A 21,980-nucleotide genomic window follows, 5' to 3' on the forward strand; every position below is an offset into this window, starting at 1 on the left:
CCGTGGGAGCTTCGACGAGAGGCGGCTCTTGGTAAAACGAAGCCGCCCGATCATGGTTGTCGCTCTGGAGGAAGAAGTCGCTGGGCGCTCAGAAGCGAAGCTGGGCGAACAGAACGGCCAGGTCGACGGGCTTTCCGCCCAGCGCGCGAACCGCCGGTCCGGCCTGCTGATGGACCCACTGGGCCTGGAGCTTCAGGTTGCGGGTGACCTGCCAGCTGCCATCGAGCTGGGCGGCGCCGCCGACGGCCTTGGCGCTGTCGGTTCCGCTGGGCGCCAGCGGGACCAGGGGCTGGATGTAGATGGCGTCTGCGCCGGTCCAGCGGCGATGCGTCGAATAGCTGGCCTCCAGGCTGACGCCCTTGCGCGGCGTCACGCCCAGGCTGGACCGCAGCGACACCAGATTGCCCCAGCTGAACAGCGTCGTTTCGTTGAAATAGCCGCCCTTGGGGAACAGCGGGTTGAACGTTCCCAGGACGCCGTCGGTCGGGTCTTTGTCGCCCGAGCCCAGGTCCAGGCGCAGGCCCAGGCGCGGCTTCCACGGCTGGCTCAGCGTGTAGCCGCCGGCGGCCGAGGCCGACCAGGCGCGGATCCTGCGACCGGCGAAGCGTCCGCCCTGGACCATGCCTTCGGCGTCGTAGTCGAAGGCGCCCGCCGTTCCGGCCAGGCGCGCGCCGAGACTGGTGCGACGCTCATCCCCGACGACCGCGCCGAACCGCACGTGGTCGCGCTCCAGGCCCAGGGCGTAGACGTCCAGGGTCTGGCGGGCCGACAGCCTGGCTGCGGCATAGAGGCCATAGAACCGCTGGGTGCGGCTGCGCGTGTCGTCGAAGGCGCCGGGCGAGAGGGCGACAGGCTGCAGGTAGAAGGCGTCCAGCTTCAGGTCGCCGGCCGAGCGCGTGACCCGCGCGCCGTCGAAGCTTTGGCGGATGTTCGGCGCCTCGCGCACGGCGATGAAGCGCTGGGTCGGGTTCAGCTGCAGTTCCTGGCGGCCCAGGCGCACGCGCCAGCCGGCGGCGGGCGCGATGTCGACGAACAGCACTTGGGCGTCGACGTCGTCGCGATCCAGCGCCGTGGCCGGGTCGCGCTTGCCGATGTCGCGATGGACGCCCAGTTCGCCATAGACGCGGACGGTCGGGGTCAGGTGCAGGTCGGCGCTGAGCAGCAGCCGGGTCAGGGCGAAGGTGTCGGCCTGCTCGCCGCCGATCCCGAAGTGCGGGGCGTCGATGGCGTCGACCCGCAGGCGGGCCTCGCCGCCGAGGCTGAGATAGGCGTCGCCGCCCAGCGGGATGTAGCGGAGCGGATCCAGGCCGGCGCGATCCTGGACATCCTTCAGGTAACCGTAGTCTTCGTCAGATCGCACCGGCTTGAAGGCGGGCGGCTCGGCGGCCAGGACGGCTGCCGCGGCGAGCAGGGCGGCGATCATGCCTGCATGGCGCGCGGAACGCGGGCGTACAGGCCCCCCAGGATGGCGACGACGACGACGGCCGGCAGCAGGCTCCAGGCTCCGGCGACCAGCACCCCGACCGCGCCGCCGATGGCGCCGACCGCGAAGGCCATGACCGGCGGCCAGGTCTTGGCGATCCGGGCGCGCAGGGCCTCGTCCAGCCCGTTCTTCGACGACAGCAGATCGACGAGGTCGATGGCGATCTGGGTGACGTTGCCGGTCATGATGGTGGTCGGGGCCATGTGGCTGAACACCACCCGCGCGCCGACGTTCTGGACGGCCATGGCGCAGACGCCCACCAGGCCCGCCAGCATCACCGCGGGTTGGTCGGCATTCTTAGCCGGCAGGGCCGCGACGGTCAGCAGCATGAAGACCAGCAGCATCACCGCCTGCAGCAGCAGCACCGCCGCTTCGTTGGCCTGGCCTCGCGCCCGGCGCTTGCAGATCATCACATAGGTCGCGGCGGCCGCGACGATGAACACCGGCAGGGACAGGAGCTTGGTGGCGATGCCCTGGCCGCCGCCGGCCAGGGAGACGCCCAGCATGACAAGGTTGCCGGTGGCGTGGTTCACGAACAGGCCAAACAGCAGGACAAAGCCGACCACGTCGACATAGCCGCCGACCAGGGCCATGCCGATGGCGGTCGTCGACGACAGGCGAGGGGAGGGCGGGCTCATGCGGTGCGCTCCCGACGGTCCAGCAGCGCGACCAGCACGAAGCCGCCGATGAGGCCGATGTGCTCGACGAAGGCATTCGTGGCCATGAAGCGGTCATGCCCCGGGGCCATCGCCCAGAACGCATTGGCCTTGAAGGCCGCCAGCAGGGTGAAGACGCCCAGCATGCCCGCGCCCAGCCACAGCCAGCGACGGGTCAGGATCAGCAGGGGACCAACGATCTCGACGGCGATGGTCAGCGCGGCCCAGAAGGTCGGCGGGCTCATGCCGAAGTGGGCCTGCTCGGCGACCGCGCCGGGAAAGTCGCTGGCCTTGACGGCCGCGCCCAGCAGATAGGCGCTGACCAGGGCCAGGCGGGCGATGTGCGCCGTGGGGCGCCAGTCGAGGATGGCGTCGACGAAGCGCGGGGTCTGTGTCGAACGGGTCATGATCACACCGCCCAGCAGCCGCAGCCCATGGCGCCCCAGAAGGAGCGCGCATCGGAGGTCGGGGCTTCCCGCGTATAGGCCGAGGCGTGGTCGTGACCGTGGACGTTGCAGCTGCTGGCGCAGCCGCACGCACTGGCCAAAGCCATCGCCGTGCGCTTCGAGCGGTTCTGATAGCCGCCGAAGGTGCGCACCGGCGACCAGTCAGGCATCGGCGGGGGGAGGGAGGGCGAGAGCTTGGCGTAGTCGCCTTCGCCGTGAACCACCTTGCCGCCCAGCAGGGTCAGCACGGCCGACAGGTGCGGGATCTCGTCCTCGGGCACGGTCATGTAGTCGTCGGCGAGCACCGCCAGGTCGGCCAGCTGGCCGACGGCGATCTGGCCCTTCTTGCCTTCCTCGTTCGAGAACCAGGTGTTGGCGGTGGTCCACAGGCGCAGGGCCTCCTCGCGGTCGACGCGGTTGGCCGGCGGGTAGAGGCGCGTGCCGCCCACCGTCTTGCCGGTCACCAGCCAGTTCAGCGAGACCCAGGGATTGTAGCTGGCCACGCGGGTCGCGTCGGTGCCCGCGCCGACGGGCACGCCGGCCTTCAGCATCTTGGTGATCGGCGGCGTGGCTTCGGCGGCCTTGGCCCCGTAGCGGTCCATGAAGTACTCGCCCTGGAAGGCCATGCGGTGCTGCACGGCGATGCCGCCGCCCAGGGCCGCGATGCGGTCGATATTGCGCTCGCTGATGGTCTCGGCGTGGTCGAAGAACCAGTGCAGGCCGTCGAACGGCATGTCGCGGTTGACCTTCTCGTAGACGTCCAGCGCCCGCGTGATGGTCTCGTCATAGGTGGCGTGCAGCCGCCAGGGCCAGCGGTTCTCGACCAGGTGACGGATCACCGGCTCCAGGTCGCCTTCCATGTTGGCCGGCATCTCGGGCCGCTCGACCCGGAAGTCCTCGAAGTCGGCGGCGCTGTAGACCAGCATCTCGCCCGCGCCGTTGTGGCGGTATTTGTCGTCGCCCTGGCCGGGCTTGACCTGCTTGGACCACGACTGGAAGTCCGACAGCTCGGCCTTCGGCTTCTGGGTGAACAGGTTGTAGCTGATGCGCAGGGTCAGCTGGTCGTCCATATGCAGCTTCTCGATGATCGCATAGTCATCGGGATAGTTCTGGAAGCCGCCGCCGGCATCGATCACGCCGGTCACGCCCAGGCGGTTCATCTCGCGCATGAAGTGGCGGGTCGAGTTCAGCTGGTACTCTTCCGGCAGCTTGGGACCCTTGGCCAGGGTGGCGTAGAGGATCGTGGCGTTCGGCTGGGCCAGCAGGAGCCCCGTGGGCTCGCCCGAGGCGTCGCGCTGGATCTCGCCGCCCGGCGGGTTGGGCGTGTCCTTGGTGTAGCCGACGGCGCGCAGGGCGGCGCGGTTCAGCAGGGCGCGGTCGTAGAGGTGGAGAATGAACACCGGCGTCTCGGGCGCGGCGGCGTTGATCTCGTCCAGGGTCGGCAGGCGCTTCTCGACGAACTGGTGCTCGGTGAAGCCGCCCACGACGCGCACCCACTGGGGCGGCGGGGTGTTGGCGGCCTGCTTCTTCAGCATGGCCATGGCGTCGGCCAGGGTCGGCACGCCGTCCCAGCGCAGCTCCATGTTGTAGTTCAACCCGCCGCGGATGATGTGCATGTGGCTGTCGATCAGGCCGGGGATCACCCGGCGGCCCTTCAGGTCGATGATCGTCGGGTTCTCGCCGGCGGCCTTACGGACCTCGCCTTCCTCGCCGACGGCGGCGAACTTGCCGTCACGGACCAGGGCGGCGTCGGCGCGCGGGTTGGAACGGTCGAGGGTTGTGAACTTGCCGTTGATGAGGAGCAGGTCGGTCATGGGGCGCCTTTCAGCGAAAGCGGAACTGGAGAGAAAGGCCGCGCCGAGCGCGACAGTCTGGCGGCGATTGAGGGTCATGCCTGGCCCTCGGTCTTTTGCGGGTCAACGGCCTGGGGACCCAGCACCTGCCCGGCGCATTCGGGGGTCTTGAGGTAGGCGACGACCGGCGCCTTGGTCAGCAGGCGCTTGGCGATTGGGACCGCCTGCTCGCCCAGCAGCATGCCGAGCAGACCCAGGAGGGCGATGGCTGGTGGGGCGGGGGAGCGCACGTTCAGCAGCGCATAGATCACGCCGACCAGCAGGCCCGCACCCAGGGAGAGCAGATAGGGTTTCATGACGACGCTCCAGCTTCGAGAATAGGGGGCGGGTCCGTCGGCCCGCCCCGGTGACTTGCGCCCGATGACTCGCTTCAGTGGCCTTCGGAGGCGCCGAACATGGTCTTGGCGTAGGTGATGCCCAGGCCGTAGGCGCCCCCGAACTTGCGGGCGACGCCCGTGGTCATGTCGTAGGTCTCGCCGCGCGCCCAGTCGCGTTGCAGCTCCAACAGGTATTGCAGCGAGGTCATCGGCTGGGCGCCGGCCTGGACCATGCGGGCCACGGCGCGCTCATGCGCTTCGTTGGAGATGTCGCCGCTGGCGTCGGTGATGACATAGACCTCGAAGCCCTGGTCCAGAGCCGAGAGCGCCGGGCCGACGATGCAGACGCTGGTCCACAGGCCCGCCAGCACGATGCGCTTCTTGCCGATGGCGTTGACCTGGGCGATGACCGCCTCGTCTTCCCAGGTGTTCATCGACGTGCGGTCCAGCAGCGGCTGGCCGGGGAAGGCGTCGGTGATTTCCGAGAACATCGGGCCCGAGAAGCTCTTTTCGGCGACCGTGGTCAGGATGGTCGAGACGCCGAAACCGGCGGCGCCGTTGGCGACCAGGGCCGCATTGGTGCGAAGCAGGCTGGTGTCGATCGACTTGGTGGCGAAGGCCATCTGCGACTGGAAGTCGATCATGATCAGGGTGTGGTCGGTGGCGTTGAGGAGGCGGGCGCCGGGGGTGGTTTTGGCTTGCGGGGTCATGGCTGGATCCAGTCCTTGGGCTTGTTGGCGAGCCGCTCCGGGCCGCCGCGTTTGCTGCGATGAGGTGACTTTGGCCGTGATCCATTGGCCCTGAAATGGAAATGATGGAAATCCATCGTTTCCATTTTTATATCTCTAGCGATCGGCGGAATGCGCCCGCGGCGCCGAGATGTCCAAGACCTTGGCCCTCGTCGTTCATGTGTGTGGCTGAACTGAATTAGCGCCGAGACGCGTCGGCTCGGCTTGAACAGTTCTCACGCGAAGAACGGGTTTTTCTTATCGTCAGGTGACCTGCGACGGCCTCGGACTTGACCGCGATTTACTGGGCTTAACACCAACACGGCGGCGGCTTCTCCTAGTCTGTCCAGGTGAAATCACCAGGGCGGAGAGAGACCCGTGCACCAGTTTCAACAGGCCTTGGCCAACGGCGCCGATCACTACGAAGGTCTGCTTCCGTGGCAGGCTAAGCGGGTTCGAGACTATGTCGACGCGGGCCTGCATGGCCGTGTGTCACTGGGCGCGGCGGCCAGCCAGGCGCGCCTGAGCCCCGGCTACTTTTCCCGATGCTTCCGGCAGTCCTTCGGCGTCACCTTCACCCGGTTCGTCGCGCGTCGGCGGGTCGACCGCGCGCAGGGCTTGATGTCCGATGGCGCGACGAAGCTTAGTCAGGTCGCCCTGGCGTGCGGCTTTGCCGATCAGGCGCACTTCACGCGCACCTTCGGCAACGTCACGGGATGCACCCCCGCCCGGTGGCGGCGTCAGGTCGCCATCACCCTGTCGCCGGTTCACCTGAACTGACAGGTCGATCCTGGAAACCCTGAGTTTCGAGCGGTTCGCTCGCGGCGCCGAGGCGTGCGGGCTAGACCGGTCTCGGGCGCGGGCAAGCCTTTTAAGTTGTATCGTCAGGAGTATCGATCATGACCACCCACAGCTGGACCCGCCGGCGCGCCTTGAAGTCCGGGGCCGGCGTCCTGGGTCTGAGCCTTGCGGCCTCGGCCAGCGCGGCGTTCGCCAACCCGCCACAATCGGAAGGCTACGCCAGCGTGCCGGGCGGTCGGATCTATTGGCGAAGGTTCGGCTCGGGCGGCAAGACGCCGCTGCTGACACTGCACGGCGGGCCGGGCTCGTCGCACAACTACCTGCTGCCGCTGCAGGCCCTGGCCGACGAGCGGCCGGTCATCTTCTACGACCAACTGGGTTGCGGCCGGGCCGATGCGCCTGAAGAAGACAGCGTCTACTCGATCCAGCGCTCAGTCGAGGAACTGGACGCGGTGCGCGCCGCCCTGGGCCTGGACCGGGTCGTACTGCTTGGCCACTCCTGGGGCGCGCTGCTGGCGGTCGAGTATCTGTGCCAAGGCCGAGGGCAGGGCGTCGACCGTCTGATCCTCAGCGGCGCCATGGCCAGCATCCCGCAGGTCATGGCGGGCTTTAAGCGCCTGTTCGCCACCATGCCAAACGGCTGGGGCGACAAGATCCATGCGCTGGAAAAGGCCGGCAAGACGGGCACGCCCGAATATGCCGAGCTGGTCCAGACGTTCTACGACACCTTCGTTCTGCGCGTTCCGCCCAGCCCCGAGGTGCTGACGACCCTGGAGGCGCTCGCCAAGTCGCCGGCCTATCGCGTGCTCAATGGTCCCAACGAGTTCACCATCGTCGGCAAGATCAAGGACTGGGACCGCCGCAAGGACCTCAAGGCGATCACCCAGAAGACCCTGATCACCACCGGCGAGTTCGACGAGGTCACCCTCGATTGCCACCAGACCCTTCGCGACGGGATCGCCGGCCATGCGCGCCTGGCCGTGATGACCGGCTGCTCGCACCTGACGATGAATGAAAAGCCGGCCCAGTATAACGCGCTGCTGCGAGGCTTCCTGAACGAGGCTTGATGTCTCGCCGGCGGCGGGGCGACCCGTCGCCGGCGGCTCAGAGGTTCAGGCTGGCGTCGTCCTTGGCCAGACGATCGGCCATGCGCACCAGATCGGGCAGGGACTCAGCCTCCATCTTTTTCATCACCTGGCTGCGATGCAGCTTCACGGTCGCCTCGGTGATGGCGACGCGTTCGGCGATCTGCTTGTTGAGCAGGCCGGCCGCGACCAGCGTGAAGACCTGGCGCTCACGCTCGGACAGTGTGGCGTGGCGTGACCGCAGCGCCTGATCGAGCCGGGCTTCCACGCGGCGCTGCTGGTCCAGGGCCAAGGCTCGGTTCACCGCTTCCAACAGGTCCTGTTCGCGCACCGGCTTGGTCAGGACGTCGACCGCGCCGGCCTTCATCGCCCGAACCGCCATCTGGACATCGACGTGGCCGCTGATCAGCACCACCGAATAGGTCGCGCCAGTTCGGGCCAGGGCCTCCTGAAACTCCAGGCCGCTGCGGCCTGGCAGGCGGATGTCCAGAACGATGCAGCCGGCCCGTTCCAGCTGTCCTGACTCGAGGAAAGCCTGCACCGACCCGTAGATCTCGGTGACCATGCCGACCGATTGAAAGAGCCCGCGTAGCGCTTCGCGGACGCTCTCATCGTCGTCGATCACGACGACGATGGCGCCGCCATCCTTAGCGATTGGAGACATGAACGCCGTATCCTTCCGCCAGGGGCAGGGTGAAACTGAAGACGCCGCCGCGCGCGCCGTGGTTGGCCGCCCAGATCCTGCCGCCGTGGGCTTCGATGATCGAGCGGCAGATGGAAAGGCCCATGCCGATGCCTTCGGCCTTGGTGCTGAAGAAGGCCTCGAACAGGTGATCCGGGTCGTCGGCGCCCAGGCCCGGTCCGGTGTCCGTCACGCTCACCAGCGCGTCGCCGTCGCGGATCTCGGTGCTCACGGTCAGGCGGCGTGGGTCGGCGGCCGTGCCGGACATGGCCTCGACCGCGTTCATGACCAGGTTCAGGACGACCTGCTGCAGCTGGGTGTTGTCACCCTGGATCGTGATCGCGTTCGTCTCCAACTGAGCCTTGGCGACCACGCCCTGGCGCTGGAATTCGTTCTGCAGAAGATCGAGGACGACCTGGATGACCTGATCCAGGCTGACCTTTTCCATGCGCGGCGCGGACTTGCGCGCCAGGTTGCGCAGGCTGGTGATGATGTCGCCCGCGCGGTGACCGTCCCGCACGATGCGCTCGGCGGCCTGGCGCGCCATGGCGATGTCGGTCTGGGCGCTGTCCAGCCACCGCAGGCAGGCGCCGGCGTTGGTGACGACCGCCATCAGGGGCTGGTTGACCTCGTGGGCGATCGACACGGCGAGCTCGCCGATGGTCGTCATCCGGGTCACGTGGGCCAGGTCGTTCTGGCTCTGGCGCAGGTCCGCTTCCGCGCGCTTGCGGTTCTCGATGTCGACATTGACGCCGAACCACTGGGTGAGATTGCCCGCCTCGTCGAAGAACGGACACGCCCTGATCAGGAACCAGCGGTACTCGCCGTCCGCTCGGCGCAGGCGTAGCTCCGCTTCGCCGGGGACGCCCGAGGCGATGATCTGCGTCCACATTTCGAGGATGTGGTCGCGGTCGTCGGGGTGGATGTAGTCGGCGAACTTGAAGTCGAGGACGTCCTCGAGCTGGACGCCCGCATAGTCCAGATACTGCTGGCTCCAGAACCGGGTGGCGCCCTTGGCGTCGGACGACCAGGTCAGGCCCGGGATTGAGGAGATGATCTGCTGCAGCTGGCGCTCGCTGTCACGCAGCGCCGCCTCGCTGGCGATGAGAGCGACTTCGGTTCGCTTCAGCTCCTCGATGTCGAGATCGACCCCGAACCACCGGACGGTTCCGTTCGCATCGGCGAACTTTTGGCCCGCGAAATAGAACCAGCGATACTCGCCGTCGAACCGCCGGATTCGCGCCTGGGCCAGGGAGGTGTCCTTGTCCTGGGCGTCGCGCCAGGCCGTCATCAGGCCATCCACGTCGTCGGGATGGATGACGTCGGCGAAGCCGAAGTCCAGGATGTGCTCGGCGGATAGGCCGACATAGTCCAGGTACCTCTGGTTCACGAAGTCGGCGCTGCCGCCTTCCTTGGCGGACCAGACCAGGACTGGCAGCGAATCCAGGATCAGGCTGACATTGCGCTCGCTGGCGACCAGTGCGGCCTCTGCGCACTTGCGGTCCTCGATGTCCAGGTTCACGCCGTACCAGCGGACGACCTCGCCCTCGGCGTTCAGCAGGGGGCTGCACCGGCAGATCAGCCAGCGATACTCGCCGTCGGCGCGTCGCGACCGCCCCTCGATGTCGCCGCCGGTCTTGGAGGCCATCATGACCTGCCACTCGGCGAACATCCGGTCGACATCGTCGGGGTGGAATTGCGCGAGGAAGCCGGCGCCTTTCAGCGTCTCGGCCGAGAGCCCGACGAAGTCGATGAAATGCTTGTTGAAGGTGTCGGCATAACCTTCCGCGGTCGTCGACCACGCCATGCCGGGAATGGTGTCCAGCATCAGGCTCAGCGTCCGCTCGCTTTCGCGCAGCGCCGCTTCGCTGGCCCGAAGCGCGTCCTCGGCGCGCTGCAGGTCCTCGATGTCGACATTGCAGCCGAACCAGCGGACGACGCCATTGGCGTCGGTCAGTTTGCGGCCCGCGAAATAGAACCAGCGGTATTGGCCGTCGGCCCCGCGGATGCGTCCCTTGAGCGCGGTCTGATCGTTGTGGGCGATGTCCCGGGTCCAGATCTCCATCATGCTGGGGACATCGTCGGGGTGATAGAGATCCAGGAAGCCCCATTCCAGGATCTTGTCGGCCGGCTCGCCGGCGTAGTCGCGCCAGCTTTGGTTGATGAAGTCGGCGCTGCCGTCAGGGCGCGCCGACCAGACCAGGACGGGCAGCGAATTGATGATCAGGTTGAGGTTTTGCTCGCTGGCCAGCAGGGCCGCCTGGGCCTCTTCGAGCGCGGTCTCGGCGCGCTTGCGATCCTCGATATCGGTACCGGCTCCATACCACTTGATGACATTGCCGTCCGCGTCGAACAGCGGGTTCTGCCGGAGCACGAACCAGCGATACTCGCCATCGGCGCGGCGCAGCCGGCCCTCGACCTCGCGAGGGCGCTTGGTCGCCATGATCTCCTGCCAGGCGGCCAGCAGGTGGGCGGTGTCGTCCGGGTGGAAGATCGGCCAGAAGCCCTGACCGCGGATCTCCTCGGCGGGCCAGCCGACATAGTCGACGAAGTTCTGGTTGCAGAAGTCGATCAGGCCGTCGGGCGTCGTCGACCAGGCCATCGCCGGAATGGTGTTGATCGTCAGGTGCAGACGCCATTCGCTTTCCGCCACCGCCGTCACGGACGGGGGCTTTTGACGAAGGTCGACGGGTGGCGCGCGATCGCTGAACTCACGTATTTCACGGCAGGCCAGGGCGGCATGGGCGGCGGCGATCTTCAGCTTCGACCGGTCCATGGCGTCGGGAAAGGCGTCGCGACGCGCTCCGGCCAGGATCACGCCGATGCTGGCGATTTCACCCAGAGGGCATTGGACGACCGACATCGGCTGGCCGCCGACGGTCAGCGTGGGGCTGGATGTGCCGCTAGCCGACCAATCCTCCAGGGCGATCCGAACCTCTTCGGGCGAGCAGGTCTCGCCGAAGGCCGGCGCCATGCGCAGGAAGACGTGCGTGGTGTCGCTGAAGCGCAGGCCGACAAAATCCAGGGCGAGCATGTCGAGCAGGGTCTCGATCACGCTTTCCGCAATGGACGTCGGGTCCAGGCCTTTCCAGATCTCAGGCAGCTGGCTCAGGCGCTCGATGTCGCGATGGAGCTGTTCCAGAATCCGACTTTCAGCCGCCTGCGGCATGACGTGCGGAGGCGCCACAAGCGGCCCTTCGTCTTGTCTCTCCGACGTCGCGGCAACCTAACGTGATCGCAGCGCGGCTTCCACCTCAACCAAGGTCTAGCCGCGCTCGACGATAGGCTAGGTCGGCCCGCCCTGCGGCGATAGCAACGCGACCATGGGTGAATTGAAGCCCGATGGCGGCGAGCGCTACCTTCCGGTTCTAATCCGAGGAGGGTGGTGTGTCGAAGCGTTCGAAATCCACCTGCCGTCTTGTGTCGCCGGGCAAGGCTGCGCGCCCATGACCCACGCGCCGACCTTCGCCTTCGGGACCTACCTGTTCATACCGCGACGCCAGCTGCTGTTGAGGAGCGGCCAGGTCGTTCGTGTCGGCGGTCGAGCGCTGGACCTGCTGGCCGCCTTCGTCCAGCGTCCCGGCGAGGTGCTGACCAAGCGCGAGCTGCTGGAAGAGGCCTGGCCCAACACCACGGTCGTCGAAGGCAATCTGAAGGTCCACATCGCCGCCTTGCGCCGGGCGCTCGACGACGACGCGGACTCCGCCACCTACATCGCCACCGTGAACGGTCGCGGCTACCGGTTCGTCGCGCCGGTGGAGACTGGCCAGGCGTTGACGAGCGCGCCGGAGCGGCCGCCTCTGCTCGAAGAGGTTCAGCCTGGCCCCGTCGAGGGCGACTTCGAGGGCATCCTGGCCTTGCTGGCCCGATCGATGCGCTCGGTGGTCATCGACATGCCGCGCGACGGTGAGGTGGACGCCGCCGCGCCGCGCCGGGTGTTGTTCATCGAGCTGACCTCGCGAGACGAGGCCTTGATCGAGGATGTCTTCGCCCAGCGTCAACGCAGACTATCCGCGACGCGTTGAGCATCGCGGATAGCGCGGCGGCGAGCGCCAGGCCTTACTTCGTGACCTTGCGATCCAGGAAGTCGTGGATCAGCGGCGCCATGACGTCGAGGCGGTCTTCCAGGGCGAAGTGGCCGGAGTCGAGGATGTGGACCTCGGCCTTGGGCAGGTCACGCAGATAGGGCGGCGCGCCGGCTTCCGGGAAGATCTTGTCGTTCTTGCCCCAGACGATCAGCGTCGGCGGCTGGAAGTCGCGGAAGAACTTCTGGAAATCGGGGTAGAACGGCACGTTGGAGCCGTAGTCGCCCAGCATGTCCAGCTGGATGTCGCGGTTGCCCGGACGGTCGAGCAGCGCCTGATCATGCACCCAGTTGTCGGGGCTGATGCGCGCTACGTCGCCCATGCCGTCGGTGTACTGGAACTTGGTGATGTCCAGGGTGACCAGGCCGTTCAGGGCGTCGCGGTTCTTCTGCGAGCGGTCCTTCCAGTAGACCTTGATCGGATCCCAGAACGGCGACTGCAGGCCTTCGGTGTAGGCGTTGCCGTTCTGGACGATCAGGCCGCTGACCCGTTCGGGGTGCTTGAGCGCCAGCCGGTAGCCGATCGGGGCGCCGTAATCCATGACGTACATCGTGTAGCGCTTGAGGCCCAGCTGGGTGGTCAGCTTCTCGACGACGTCGGTCTGGTTGGCGAAGGTGTAGGCGAACTTCGTGTGGTCCGGGGCGTCGCTCTGGCCATAGCCCGGATAGTCCGGCGCGATGACCCGATACTTGTCGGCCAGCAGCGGGATCAGGTTGCGGAACATGTGCGACGAGGTCGGGAAGCCGTGCAGCAGCAGCACCACCGGACCGTCGACCGGGCCGGCCTCGCGATAGAACACCTTCACGCCGTCGATGTTGGCGGTCCGGTAGTGGATGACGGGCGGCGCGGGGCGCGTGACCGCCGCCTTCGGAGCCGGGGCGGCCAAAGCGTGGGGCGCGACGGCCAGGGTGGCGGCGGCGAGCGCCAGGGACGTGAGCAGTCGGGTCATCGAAGTTCTCCGTAGGTTTTGAGGGCAAGGGGAGGGGCGTCGTCAGGCGGGGCGACTACTTGGCGTCGTCGGCCGCCATCGCGATGAAGTCGGCGACGTAGGCGGGCTTGGAGAGCATCACGGCGTGGCTGCTGGTCGTTTCGACCAGCGTGGCCTTGGCCCGCACCGCCATGGCGCGCTGGGCGGCGGGCGGGATCATCAGGTCCAGGGTCGTCAGCAGGTAGTAGCTGGGCTTGGCCTTCCAGGCGGGCGCGGTGATCTTGGCGCCCACGGCGCCCAGGCCCCACGGCACTTGCGAGGCCGCCATGAAGTGGGTGACGGCCGGATCGACATCGGCGGCGAAGGCCGAGGCGAACTTGGCCGGGTCGACCTGGATGAAGCCGTCCTTGGGCGGCAGCAGAGGGGCGGGCGGCGCGCCGGGGACCGGCGTGGTCGCCAACTGCAGCACGGACTCGCCCGCGTCAGGCGCGAAGGCGGCGAGATAGACCAGACTTTTGACCTTGGGGTCGGCGCCGGCCTCGGTGATCACCGCCCCACCGTAGGAGTGACCCACGAGGATGACCGGATGCCGGGCCTGGGCGATGGCCTGCCGGGTCGCCGTGGCGTCCCCCTCCAGGGTGATCGTCGGGTTCTGGACGATCAGGACCTCGTAGCCCTTCTTCTCCAGCAGGTCGTACACGGGACGCCAGCCCGAGGCGTCGACGAAGGCGCCATGCACCAGCACGATGGACACCGGCTTCTCGGCGGCGAAGGCCGCGCCCGCCGGCGCGGCGGCGGCCAGGGCCGCGATCATTCCAACAACGGCGCGCTTCATCTTGTTCTCCTTGGGGTGACCTGGCCCGGGTGGGCGTTGGTCAATAGGATTAGTCCCCAAGGCGGCGGCTGTGGTGTTAGGCGTGGTAAAGCCTGGTAAAGTTCAGAACATGTCTAGCGGTCGATGTAAAATCTGAACTCATTCGTCAGTGATATTGAAAGTGCGATCGCGCGCCGTGATCTTTCAATATTGAGTCGGTACAAGATTTTACCGGGATTTACTGGTCCGCTCGCGCTCGGTCGGGAAGGGTCGATGGGCGCGGGGCGTTCTCGACGATGCCGACCGCAGCGCTGACCCTTCGAGGAAGTCCCATGACGATATCGCCGAACCCAAAAACCAGCGTCCTGCCTTCAGGCGGCGGCGCGGCGCTCATTGATCCCGCCGATGCGGTGATCCTGCTGCTGGATCACCAGGCGGGCCTGTTCCAGACGGTCAAGGACATCGCGGTGGCGGACCTGCGGCGCAATGTCGAGATGGTCGCCCGGCTGGCGACCCTGCTGAACATCCCGGTGATCACGACCGCCTCGGAGCCGAATGGGTCGAACGGTCCGTTGATGCCGGAAATCCACGAGCAGGCGCCTCACGCCGTCTATGTGCCGCGCAAGGGCGAGGTGAACGCCTGGGACAATGGCGATTTCGTCGCCCAGGTCGAGGCCACCGGCCGCAAGACCCTGATCATGGCCGGCGTCTGGACCAGCGTCTGCGTGATGTTCCCGGCGCTGGACGCCGTGGTCGCCGGCTACGACGTCTATGCGATCATCGACGCCTCGGGCGATCCCAGCGAAATGGCCTCGCGCACCAGCCTGGCGCGCTTCGTCCAAGGCGGGGTCAAGCCGACCTCGACCAACGCGCTGCTGAGCGAGCTGCATCGCACCTGGGCGCGTCCGGAAGCCGCCGAGCTGGCCAAGCTCTATGGCCTAGCGGCCCCCAACTACGCCGCGGTGATGGAGAGCTTCCAGAAGGCTCAGGCGGTGGCCCGGGCCGGCGCCTAGCGACCGGTCAGCGCGAACCGGAACATCCGGCTGGGGCCATCTTCGGGCACGAGATAGAGGTCATTGCCTTTCAGGGCCATGCCTTCTTCCGTGTACCGAATGCCCCGGTCGGTAGCGCCGGCCGCGCGGCTGTCCATCAGCTTCATCGAGGGCCAGGCGAACCAGTCGATGGCGCCGGCCTTGGGGCCCAGAGCGCCGGATCCGACCAGGCGGCCGCGCTCGAACTTCATGTCCTGATAGCGGGTCGCGGCGGGGTTCTTGACCACCCGAACCTGTCGCCCCTGGCGATCGAACACGTAGAGCAGGCGGCTGTCCCAATTGCCGGCGACCAGGCCACGACCTGACACCGCTACGCAGCCCAGGTGATCGGCGACCGGGATCCTGCGCCGGATCTCGAACGTCCGCTTGTCGATCTCGACCAGCACCGCCGAGCTGTTGGCCCTGTACTCCGCCACCGGGACCCAGATCGAGCGGCCATGCATGGCCATGCCGCCGGGGTGATAACGAACGCCGTCGGTGATCTCGAGCCGGCGCTGAAACTTACCGCTGCGCCGATCGAACTGGTGGATGTAGCCCTTGTGCTCGCGGGTATCGACGGACGTGACCCAGATGTGCTGGGCGTCGAGGTCCATGCCCTGGACGTGGAAGAGTTCTCCATCGAGCGGCAGGATATCGACGAGCCGGGCGCGTTCGATCGCCGTGACCGGCTGCGCCGAGGCCACGCCGGTCAGGAACAGGAGGGCCGTCGCTGCGGCCAGGACGCGGGCTCGGATCATCAGGTCTTCCAGTGAAAAAGAGCGGGGCCGGTGGTGACCGGCCCCGCAGTCGTCGGGGATCTAGAACGTGGTCAGCTGGAAGCCCAGCCAGACCGTGCGGCCGTTGTTCTTCACCTGATAGGCCGGGCCGTAGTTGGTCACGCCGTAGCGGTCGGTGATGTCCTGATCGAGCAGATTGCGGCCCTCGACCATGACCCGCAGGTTGCGGCTGACCTGCCAGCTGGCCTGCAGGTCCAGCAGGGAGTCGTACTTGGTGCGCCGGTCGTTGGCCGGGTTGTAGCTCAGGCTCGGGACCGACGATTGCTCCTGCAGGTACAGGTTCGCCGCGAACGGACCCTTGTTGTAGGCCAGCGAGGCGTTGAAGAAGTGGCGAGGCGCGGCGTCGACCAGGCGGGTGTCGCTGGGCGGGGTGCCGCCGCCGCCATTGATCGCCGTCACCTGGTAGACCAGATAGTCGTAGGACAGGGTCAGGCCCAGATTGCCCAGGCGCGCCGGGATCCACGGCAGCTGCGGATCGGACCACACCGCCTCCAGGCCGCGGACCTTGCCGTAGACCTTCTTGCCGTTCACCTCGCGGACGTTGCTTGTGTAGGTGATCACCTCGCGTACGCCGTCCGGGGCGGTCGACTGGCTGCTGCTGCTGGCCGAGATGTCGCGCAGGTCCTTGGCGAAGGCGCCGAACGAGAGGTAGGCCGAGCGGCCATAATAGTACTCGGCCGAGGCGTCGAAATTGGTCGAGCGGATCGGCATCAGGTACGGGTTGCTGTAGCTGATCGAGCGGGTGACCGGGATGTCGTAGCTGGTGATCAGGCGGCGCGAGGCGCTGTTGATCGCGGGCCGTTCCAGCGTCTTGGTGAAGGCGCCGCGCAGCTTCAGGTTCGAGGTCACGTCAAACGAGCCATAGGCGCTGGGCAGGACGTGCCAGTAGTTCTGTTCGTAGTGGCCCTGGACGTACTTGCCCACGGTGTCGGGCTCGTACTGGTCCAGCTCGCGGTGGGTGTGGGCGGCGCGGACGCCGGCCGACAGGCGTGCGCGGTCCCAGCCGTACGAGACGATGCCGTAGCCGACGCCGACCACTTCGGAGCCGTTGAAGTTCTGGCCGTAGCTGTCGGCCGGGTCGGCCGCATAGAGGCGATTGGCGTCCGGCGACGGGGTTCCACGGGCGTTCACCAGGTTCAGGAACGTGTCGACATTCCAGTCGACCGGCTGGAACTGGGTCAGGCTGGACGCGCCTGTGACCTCCGACAGCAGAACGCCGCTGGTCGGCAGGACGCGGGCGTAGCCGCGCTGGACATTGCTGCGGTCCAGGATCTTGAGCTGGGCGCCGGCCTTGAAGCCCAGGCCCTTGGCGGCCAGATCCATGTTGTGGGCGTAGTCGATGCGGGCGAAGTAGTTCTGGTCGCGGCTCAGCGTGTCGCCCACCGTCACCTTCGAGTTCAGGCGGTAGTTGGCCGGGACGCCGGTCTGGGTGTTGGCGCCGGGCGTGAAGGCCAGCGCCTCATGGTCGAAGCTGTAGCCGACCGGCGTCGTCAGCGCGCTGGAGCCCAGGACGAAGCCGCTGGTGGCGATCGAGCCGGACAGGACGCGGTTGTAGGTGACGCCCAGGCGAACCGACAGGCTGTCCTTGTCGCTGATGGCATAGTCGCCGCCCAGCTGGACGATATGGTCCATCAGCTTGGGATGGCCGGCGTTGAAGCCGTAGGTCGATGAGGCGGCGTTGAACTGTCCGGCGTTGGCGGTGGGGTTGCTGACGCCCGCCGCCGCGACGGTCACCGTCGACGTGCGCTGCTCGGTGCGGAAGTCGTGCTCCAGATAGAAGTACTCGCCAAACAGCGACAGCGCGTCGCTGGGCTTGTAGTCCAGGCGGGCCATGGCCGAGACGCGCTGGCTGGCGCTGTAGGTTTCGCCCTTGGTCAGGGCGCCGTTGGGGATCTGGGTCCCATTGATCACGCTGAAGCTGGCGACCGAGACGGCGTCCTGGCGCGAGCCCAGGCGGTCGAGGCTGGCGCCCATGGCCAGGCCCCACTTGCCGGCCTCGTCCAGGCCGCCCTTCCACGAGGCGGCCAGGCGCACCGGGCGGCGCGTGTCCAGGACACCGTCATTGCGGTTGTTGGCGCCGACATAGGCCCGGAAATCGGCGACGTGCTGGCCGCCGCTGTCCAGGCCGCTGATCGTGGTCAGGGCCACATGGGCGGAGTTGGCGTTCTCGTCCAGGTCCGGGGTGACCGTCGAGGTCACGGTGACGTTCTTGATGAAGTTGGCCGACAGCAGCTCGGTCGAGGTGGCGCGCGAGCCGTTGACGTAGTCGGTCAGCAGGACGCCGTCGATCGACTGCGAGGCGGCGGCGTTGTTCAGGCCGCGGATCTGGACGTAGCGGTTTTCGCCGCTCTGGGTTTCGTTGCGGCGCACGCCCGGCAGGCGGGCCAGGACGTCCGAGACGTCGAGGTTCGGCAGGCGCTGGATTTCCAGCTGGGTGATGGTGTTGACCACCGTGTCGCTGTTGCGCTTCAGGTCGCCGGCGCGCGGGCCGCTGGTGACGATGATCTCCTCTAGGGCCGTCGCCGCGTCGCTGGCGAGCCGAGCGTCGTCCCGGGCAGGGCCGGCCTGGAGCATGATCATCTTGCCGTCATCGCCGACGATGCTGAGGCTGGAGCCGGCGATCAACTGGGTCAGGGCCGCGCGCGGCTCCATCGTGCCCCGCACGGCGGGTGAGCGACGGCCGGCGGCGGCCTCGCCGGGGAAGAAGATCTGCACGCCGGCCTGGCGGGCGAACTGGTTCAGCGCCTCGCCCATCGGCTGGGCCTTGATGTCGAAGGCGCGTTCGGCGGCGACGCTGACGGCCGGAGCCATCACGATCGCGGACGTGACAAAGAGCGCCGCGAAAAGCGGCGTGCGTGCGTGAGCACCACGGTTCATGGCTTTGAAATCCTCTGGCCAGGCGCTCTTGGCGCCCCCCTACCTCCAAGGATGATTGGCGACGAGAACGCCTCCAAATCGGCTCAGGAATTTTTTCGCGACAGCAGCATGGCCTGCTGCGACGGCGTCACGCGGACGTTCATCGTCATCTCCAGCGCCTGCAGGAAGGCGCTCGGATCGTCGGCCACGAACCGCCCGCCGACCCGCAGGCCGCTGAGCTGCGGATCGGCGAGGACGATCTTGCGCGTCAGGTGGCGGTTGTACTCTTCGACGGCGCTCGACAGCGGCTCGTCCACGAACAGGATCTCGCCGCTGCGCCAGGCCAGGGTCGCGGCGATGTCCTGTTCGGACAGCGACCGGGGCAGGGGGCGTTCGGCGGTCAAAGCCAGGGCGGCCGGGCCGCGAACCGGCGCGGCGTTCGAGCCCTCCGCGCTGGCCTCGCCCTTCAGCACGACCAAATCCAGGAGGCCATCGCGCAGGCGAGCGTTGTAACGCCCAGGCCCGAGACTCGCGCCGACGGGCCCGCCCTTGAGGTGAACGGGCGGCGCGTTCGCCACGATGTCCAACGCGATCTCGCCGCGTTCGAGCCAGAGACGCAGGCCATCGTGGCCGGACTTCCACGACGCGGCGCTGTCGGTGTTGAGGGTGAGCTCGCCGGTCTTGGCCAAGTCGACGTGGCGCATGCCGCCTACGGGCGTGGAGGCGCGGTCGCGGGCGTTGACCTTGCCGGCGATGAGCGCGCCGCCGCCGAGCGAGAATACGGCCAGGCCCGCGGCGATCGCGCCGCGACGGGTCGGGTCCGGCTTGCGGGCGCGCTTGACGGCGGGGGCTTCGGCACCGTCGGCCGCGGCGCGTCTGGCGGCGTCGGAGACCCGGATGAACGCCAGGGCGTGGCGGGGATCTTCGGCGCGCCATTGTTCGAAGGCCGCCTCGTCCAAGGTCCCGAGGTCGGCGCGCGCCAGCCACTGCGCGGCCGCGCGCAGCACCGGATCGTCTCCGGCTTCTTCCGACGCTAGCGGCTTTTCGAACACGCCTGGGGCCCCCTTTCATCCGCCTATCTTAGGAAGATGTTTGGGCGCGCGAACGCCACCACATTTCAGGAGCGCTTGGTCGAATTTTTTCGACGACCCTCATCCGCCTTGGCCGGACGATCTTCCAGCGGCAGGGCGGGGGCCGGCGCTAGCGCCTTGGCGACGAGATAGTGGGCGCGCGCCAGGCGCTTTTCCAAGGTGGAGGGGCTCACGCCTAGGTGCTGGGCGATCTCGCGCGGCGAGCGCTCCTCGATGCGCCGCATGATGAAGACGCGACGGCAGCGCTCGGGCAGGTCTTTCAGCGCGGCGTCCAGCCGGGCCAGCTGCTCGCGGCCGGAGAGTACGCGGAAAGCGTCGGGGCTCTCGTCGACGACGTCGAAGTCCTCGGCCAGGGTCAGTTGCTCGAAGCGGGCGATCCTGGCGCGGCGCAGCTTCTCGAACGCCAGGTTGCGCATCATGCGCAGCAGATAGGGGTGAGGCGCCTCGATCTGGGCCCAACCCTCTACGGTCAGGAGCCGTGCGAACGCTTCCTGCACCAGGTCGCGCGCCGCGTCGGGATCGCTCACCAGCTTGCGCGCCGACGCCAGGAGCATCGGCTCCAGCGGCAGGATCTGGTCCATGAACCATTGGTCGATGGGGCGAAGGTGCGACAAGGCTTGGCCGTCCTGCATCGGGTTGGCCGTGGCTAGGCGCGATCGGTGTCAGACGCGTGACAGTTTCACGATTGTTTGGGCGGGGCTTCGCCGGGCGGTCGCGCCTGACTTCACCACGCCTTACAGCGCTTTACTGTCGCCTGTTCGCGGGGCGGGGCATCGTGGCGGGAGCCACATGTGAGGATCCGCGATGCCGAAACCCAGTCAGCCCGAGATCGTCCTGCGGCGCGCCGAAGTCGGCGACGTCTCGATCTTCTACCGCGAGGCCGGAGACCCTCAGCGCCCGACGATTCTGCTGCTGCACGGCTTTCCAACCTCGTCGCACCAGTTCCGCGACCTGATCCCACGCCTGGCCGACCGCTACCACGTGGTCGCGCCCGACCTGCCGGGCTTTGGCTTCACGACCGCGCCGGAAGGGTTCGACTATAGCTTCGCACACCTGGCCGAGGCGATGGCCGCCTTCACGGACGCCATCGGGCTGGAACGCTATGCGATCTACATTTTCGACTATGGCGCACCGGTCGGCCTGCGACTGGCGCTCGCACGGCCCGGCGCGATCACCAGCATCATCTCGCAGAACGGCAATGCCTATGAGCAGGGCATGAGCGACGGCTGGGCGCCGACCCGCGCCTACTGGGCCGATCCGTCGCCGGCCAATCGTGAGGCGATGCGCAGCATGTTCACCCTGGAGACCACGCGCTGGCAGTACACGCACGGCGCGCCGGACGAGACCCAGGTGGCGCCGGAGGCCTACTGGCTGGACTACGCCCTGATGTCACGGCCGGGCAATGCGGACATCCAGCTGGGCCTGATCGCCGACTACGCCAGCAACGTGGCGCTCTACCCGCGCTTTCACCAGTATTTCCGCGAGCGGCAGCCGCCGTTGCTGGCCGTCTGGGGCGCCAACGATCCGTTCTTCCTGCCGGCGGGGGCCGAGGCGTTCCGCCGCGATCTGCCCAAGGCCGAGGTGCATTTCCTGGATGCTGGGCACTTCGCCTTGGAGACGCACGGGGGGGTCATCGCCGGCCACATCCAGGACTTCATGGGGCGGCTCGCGACTTAGCGCTGGATCTGATCCAGCCGCTCGCGAAGGGCGCGGTTCTCGGCCTCGAGCGCTTCGAGCTTCTCGTGAAGCGGTTGGACCGCCCGAGAGATCTCGGCCTCGGTGAAGCGTGGGACAATGTGCTGGGGGCAATTCCAGTCGAACGCCGCCAGCCGCAGTCGGAAGATCCGCTCGGGCTTGGCGCGATAGCCGGGATCCGACACTCGCTCCAGCAAGCCCGGCTCGGCGTCCAGCGCCAGACGTTCGGCGTGCGCCAGGATCTTCAGGCGGGCGCGCCGGGGATAGTCGACCAGGATCAGGGCCACGCGGTCATTGGCGTCCAGATTGCCGACGCTGATGTACTGGCGATTGCCGCGAAAGTCGGCGAAGGCCAGTGTGGTTTCGTCGATGACCTTCAGAAAGCCGGGCGGCCCGCCTCGATACTGGACATAGGGCCAGCCCGTCTCCGACACGCTTGCCATGTAGAAGCTGTCGCGCGCAGCGATGAAGGCCTCTTCGTTCTCCGTGAACGCCTCGAACTGCCGATCGACCTGTCCGGGCGTCCACAGATGGTCGACACCCATCTCGGCCTGGGCGGATCTCACGCTCGCCGAGCTGGCGAGGTCCAGGAAGCTGTACCGGCTCACCAAGAGTCCTTCATCGCGCTAAGC

The 21,980-nt window shown here is 67.5% G+C and carries 20 protein-coding genes; 5 read left to right on the forward strand and 15 right to left on the reverse strand.

The genetic code is table 11. The annotated features are described in order from the left end of the window. Positions 1-88 precede the first annotated feature (88 nt). The 6 genes from AC1RRR_RS00970 to AC1RRR_RS00995 form a co-directional block, all read right to left on the reverse strand. On the reverse strand, positions 89-1,423 hold the full coding sequence (locus AC1RRR_RS00970; RefSeq protein WP_492809795.1) for an alginate export family protein: 1,335 nt from the start codon (positions 1,421-1,423) through the stop codon (positions 89-91). Then, the gene (locus AC1RRR_RS00975; protein ID WP_492809797.1) at positions 1,420-2,121 is read right to left on the reverse strand and encodes a YoaK family protein; all 702 of its coding nucleotides are present in this window, start codon (positions 2,119-2,121) and stop codon (positions 1,420-1,422) included. Before AC1RRR_RS00975 ends, AC1RRR_RS00970 begins: the two co-directional genes overlap by 4 nt. Then, positions 2,118-2,546: a DoxX family protein gene (locus AC1RRR_RS00980; RefSeq protein WP_492809798.1), complete on the reverse strand. Its 429-nt coding sequence runs from the start codon at positions 2,544-2,546 to the stop codon at positions 2,118-2,120. The genes AC1RRR_RS00975 and AC1RRR_RS00980 overlap by 4 nt, the downstream gene beginning before the upstream one ends. 2 nt (positions 2,547-2,548) lie before the next feature. Next, positions 2,549-4,399 carry an amidohydrolase gene (locus AC1RRR_RS00985; protein WP_492809799.1) on the reverse strand — a complete coding sequence of 617 codons (1,851 nt, stop codon included), beginning with the start codon at positions 4,397-4,399 and terminating at the stop codon, positions 2,549-2,551. 74 nt (positions 4,400-4,473) lie between these two features. Then, positions 4,474-4,734 (reverse strand): DUF1427 family protein, encoded by a 261-nt coding sequence (locus AC1RRR_RS00990; protein ID WP_492809801.1) that lies wholly within the window; start codon positions 4,732-4,734, stop codon positions 4,474-4,476. A gap of 74 nt (positions 4,735-4,808) precedes the next feature. Next, complete coding sequence (locus AC1RRR_RS00995) at positions 4,809-5,465, reverse strand: hydrolase (RefSeq protein ID WP_492809803.1); 657 nt, start codon at positions 5,463-5,465, stop codon at positions 4,809-4,811. Positions 5,466-5,861: 396 nt separating this feature from the next. Here AC1RRR_RS00995 and AC1RRR_RS01000 point away from each other — a divergent pair, with 396 nt between their 5' ends. Beyond that, positions 5,862-6,263, forward strand: coding sequence for a helix-turn-helix domain-containing protein (locus tag AC1RRR_RS01000; RefSeq protein ID WP_492809805.1), 402 nt, complete (start codon positions 5,862-5,864; stop codon positions 6,261-6,263). Positions 6,264-6,382: 119 nt separating this feature from the next. After that, complete coding sequence (locus AC1RRR_RS01005; protein WP_492809807.1) at positions 6,383-7,351, forward strand: proline iminopeptidase-family hydrolase; 969 nt, start codon at positions 6,383-6,385, stop codon at positions 7,349-7,351. A gap of 37 nt (positions 7,352-7,388) precedes the next feature. Here the strand turns inward: AC1RRR_RS01005 and AC1RRR_RS01010 are convergent, their stop codons facing one another. Both AC1RRR_RS01010 and AC1RRR_RS01015 read right to left on the reverse strand, forming a co-directional pair. Next, complete coding sequence (locus AC1RRR_RS01010) at positions 7,389-8,033, reverse strand: response regulator transcription factor (protein ID WP_492809808.1); 645 nt, start codon at positions 8,031-8,033, stop codon at positions 7,389-7,391. Further along, complete coding sequence (locus AC1RRR_RS01015; protein ID WP_492809810.1) at positions 8,017-11,238, reverse strand: PAS domain-containing sensor histidine kinase; 3,222 nt, start codon at positions 11,236-11,238, stop codon at positions 8,017-8,019. Before AC1RRR_RS01015 ends, AC1RRR_RS01010 begins: the two co-directional genes overlap by 17 nt. Before the next feature lie 259 nt (positions 11,239-11,497). On the opposite strand from AC1RRR_RS01015, the gene AC1RRR_RS01020 reads away from it, so the two are divergent. Next, complete coding sequence (locus AC1RRR_RS01020; RefSeq protein WP_492809812.1) at positions 11,498-12,076, forward strand: winged helix-turn-helix domain-containing protein; 579 nt, start codon at positions 11,498-11,500, stop codon at positions 12,074-12,076. Positions 12,077-12,110: 34 nt separating this feature from the next. Here AC1RRR_RS01020 and AC1RRR_RS01025 read toward each other — a convergent pair whose 3' ends face one another. Both AC1RRR_RS01025 and AC1RRR_RS01030 read right to left on the reverse strand, forming a co-directional pair. Beyond that, entirely contained in the window at positions 12,111-13,085 is a 975-nt protein-coding gene (locus AC1RRR_RS01025; RefSeq protein WP_492809813.1) for an alpha/beta fold hydrolase, read from the reverse strand. A gap of 55 nt (positions 13,086-13,140) precedes the next feature. Continuing rightward, positions 13,141-13,899 (reverse strand): alpha/beta hydrolase, encoded by a 759-nt coding sequence (locus AC1RRR_RS01030; protein ID WP_492809815.1) that lies wholly within the window; start codon positions 13,897-13,899, stop codon positions 13,141-13,143. A 311-nt stretch (positions 13,900-14,210) separates the two neighbouring features. Here AC1RRR_RS01030 and AC1RRR_RS01035 point away from each other — a divergent pair, with 311 nt between their 5' ends. Continuing rightward, complete coding sequence (locus AC1RRR_RS01035) at positions 14,211-14,891, forward strand: isochorismatase family protein (protein ID WP_492809817.1); 681 nt, start codon at positions 14,211-14,213, stop codon at positions 14,889-14,891. On the opposite strand, the gene AC1RRR_RS01040 is transcribed toward AC1RRR_RS01035, so the two are convergent. The 4 genes from AC1RRR_RS01040 to AC1RRR_RS01055 all read right to left on the reverse strand — a co-directional run bounded on the left by AC1RRR_RS01040 (position 14,888) and on the right by AC1RRR_RS01055 (position 20,267). After that, a complete protein-coding gene (locus AC1RRR_RS01040) occupies positions 14,888-15,667 on the reverse strand; it encodes a DUF6454 family protein (protein ID WP_492809819.1) in 780 nt (259 codons plus the stop codon). The genes AC1RRR_RS01035 and AC1RRR_RS01040 overlap by 4 nt on opposite strands. Positions 15,668-15,727: 60 nt before the next feature. Then, positions 15,728-18,583 (reverse strand): TonB-dependent receptor, encoded by a 2,856-nt coding sequence (locus tag AC1RRR_RS01045; protein WP_492809821.1) that lies wholly within the window; start codon positions 18,581-18,583, stop codon positions 15,728-15,730. 83 nt (positions 18,584-18,666) lie between these two features. Continuing rightward, positions 18,667-19,614: a DUF4880 domain-containing protein gene (locus AC1RRR_RS01050; RefSeq protein ID WP_492809823.1), complete on the reverse strand. Its 948-nt coding sequence runs from the start codon at positions 19,612-19,614 to the stop codon at positions 18,667-18,669. A 65-nt stretch (positions 19,615-19,679) separates the two neighbouring features. Beyond that, positions 19,680-20,267, reverse strand: a complete 588-nt coding sequence (locus AC1RRR_RS01055; RefSeq protein WP_492809825.1) for an RNA polymerase sigma factor — start codon at positions 20,265-20,267, stop codon at positions 19,680-19,682. Between the two features lie 190 nt (positions 20,268-20,457). Here AC1RRR_RS01055 and AC1RRR_RS01060 point away from each other — a divergent pair, with 190 nt between their 5' ends. Next, entirely contained in the window at positions 20,458-21,330 is an 873-nt protein-coding gene (locus AC1RRR_RS01060) for an alpha/beta fold hydrolase (protein ID WP_492809826.1), read from the forward strand. On the opposite strand, the gene AC1RRR_RS01065 is transcribed toward AC1RRR_RS01060, so the two are convergent. Continuing rightward, positions 21,327-21,956 (reverse strand): pyridoxamine 5'-phosphate oxidase family protein, encoded by a 630-nt coding sequence (locus AC1RRR_RS01065; RefSeq protein WP_492809827.1) that lies wholly within the window; start codon positions 21,954-21,956, stop codon positions 21,327-21,329. The genes AC1RRR_RS01060 and AC1RRR_RS01065 overlap by 4 nt on opposite strands. Between the last annotated feature and the right edge of the window lie 24 nt (positions 21,957-21,980).

Source organism: Caulobacter sp. GW821-FHT12D05, from assembly GCF_058807295.1.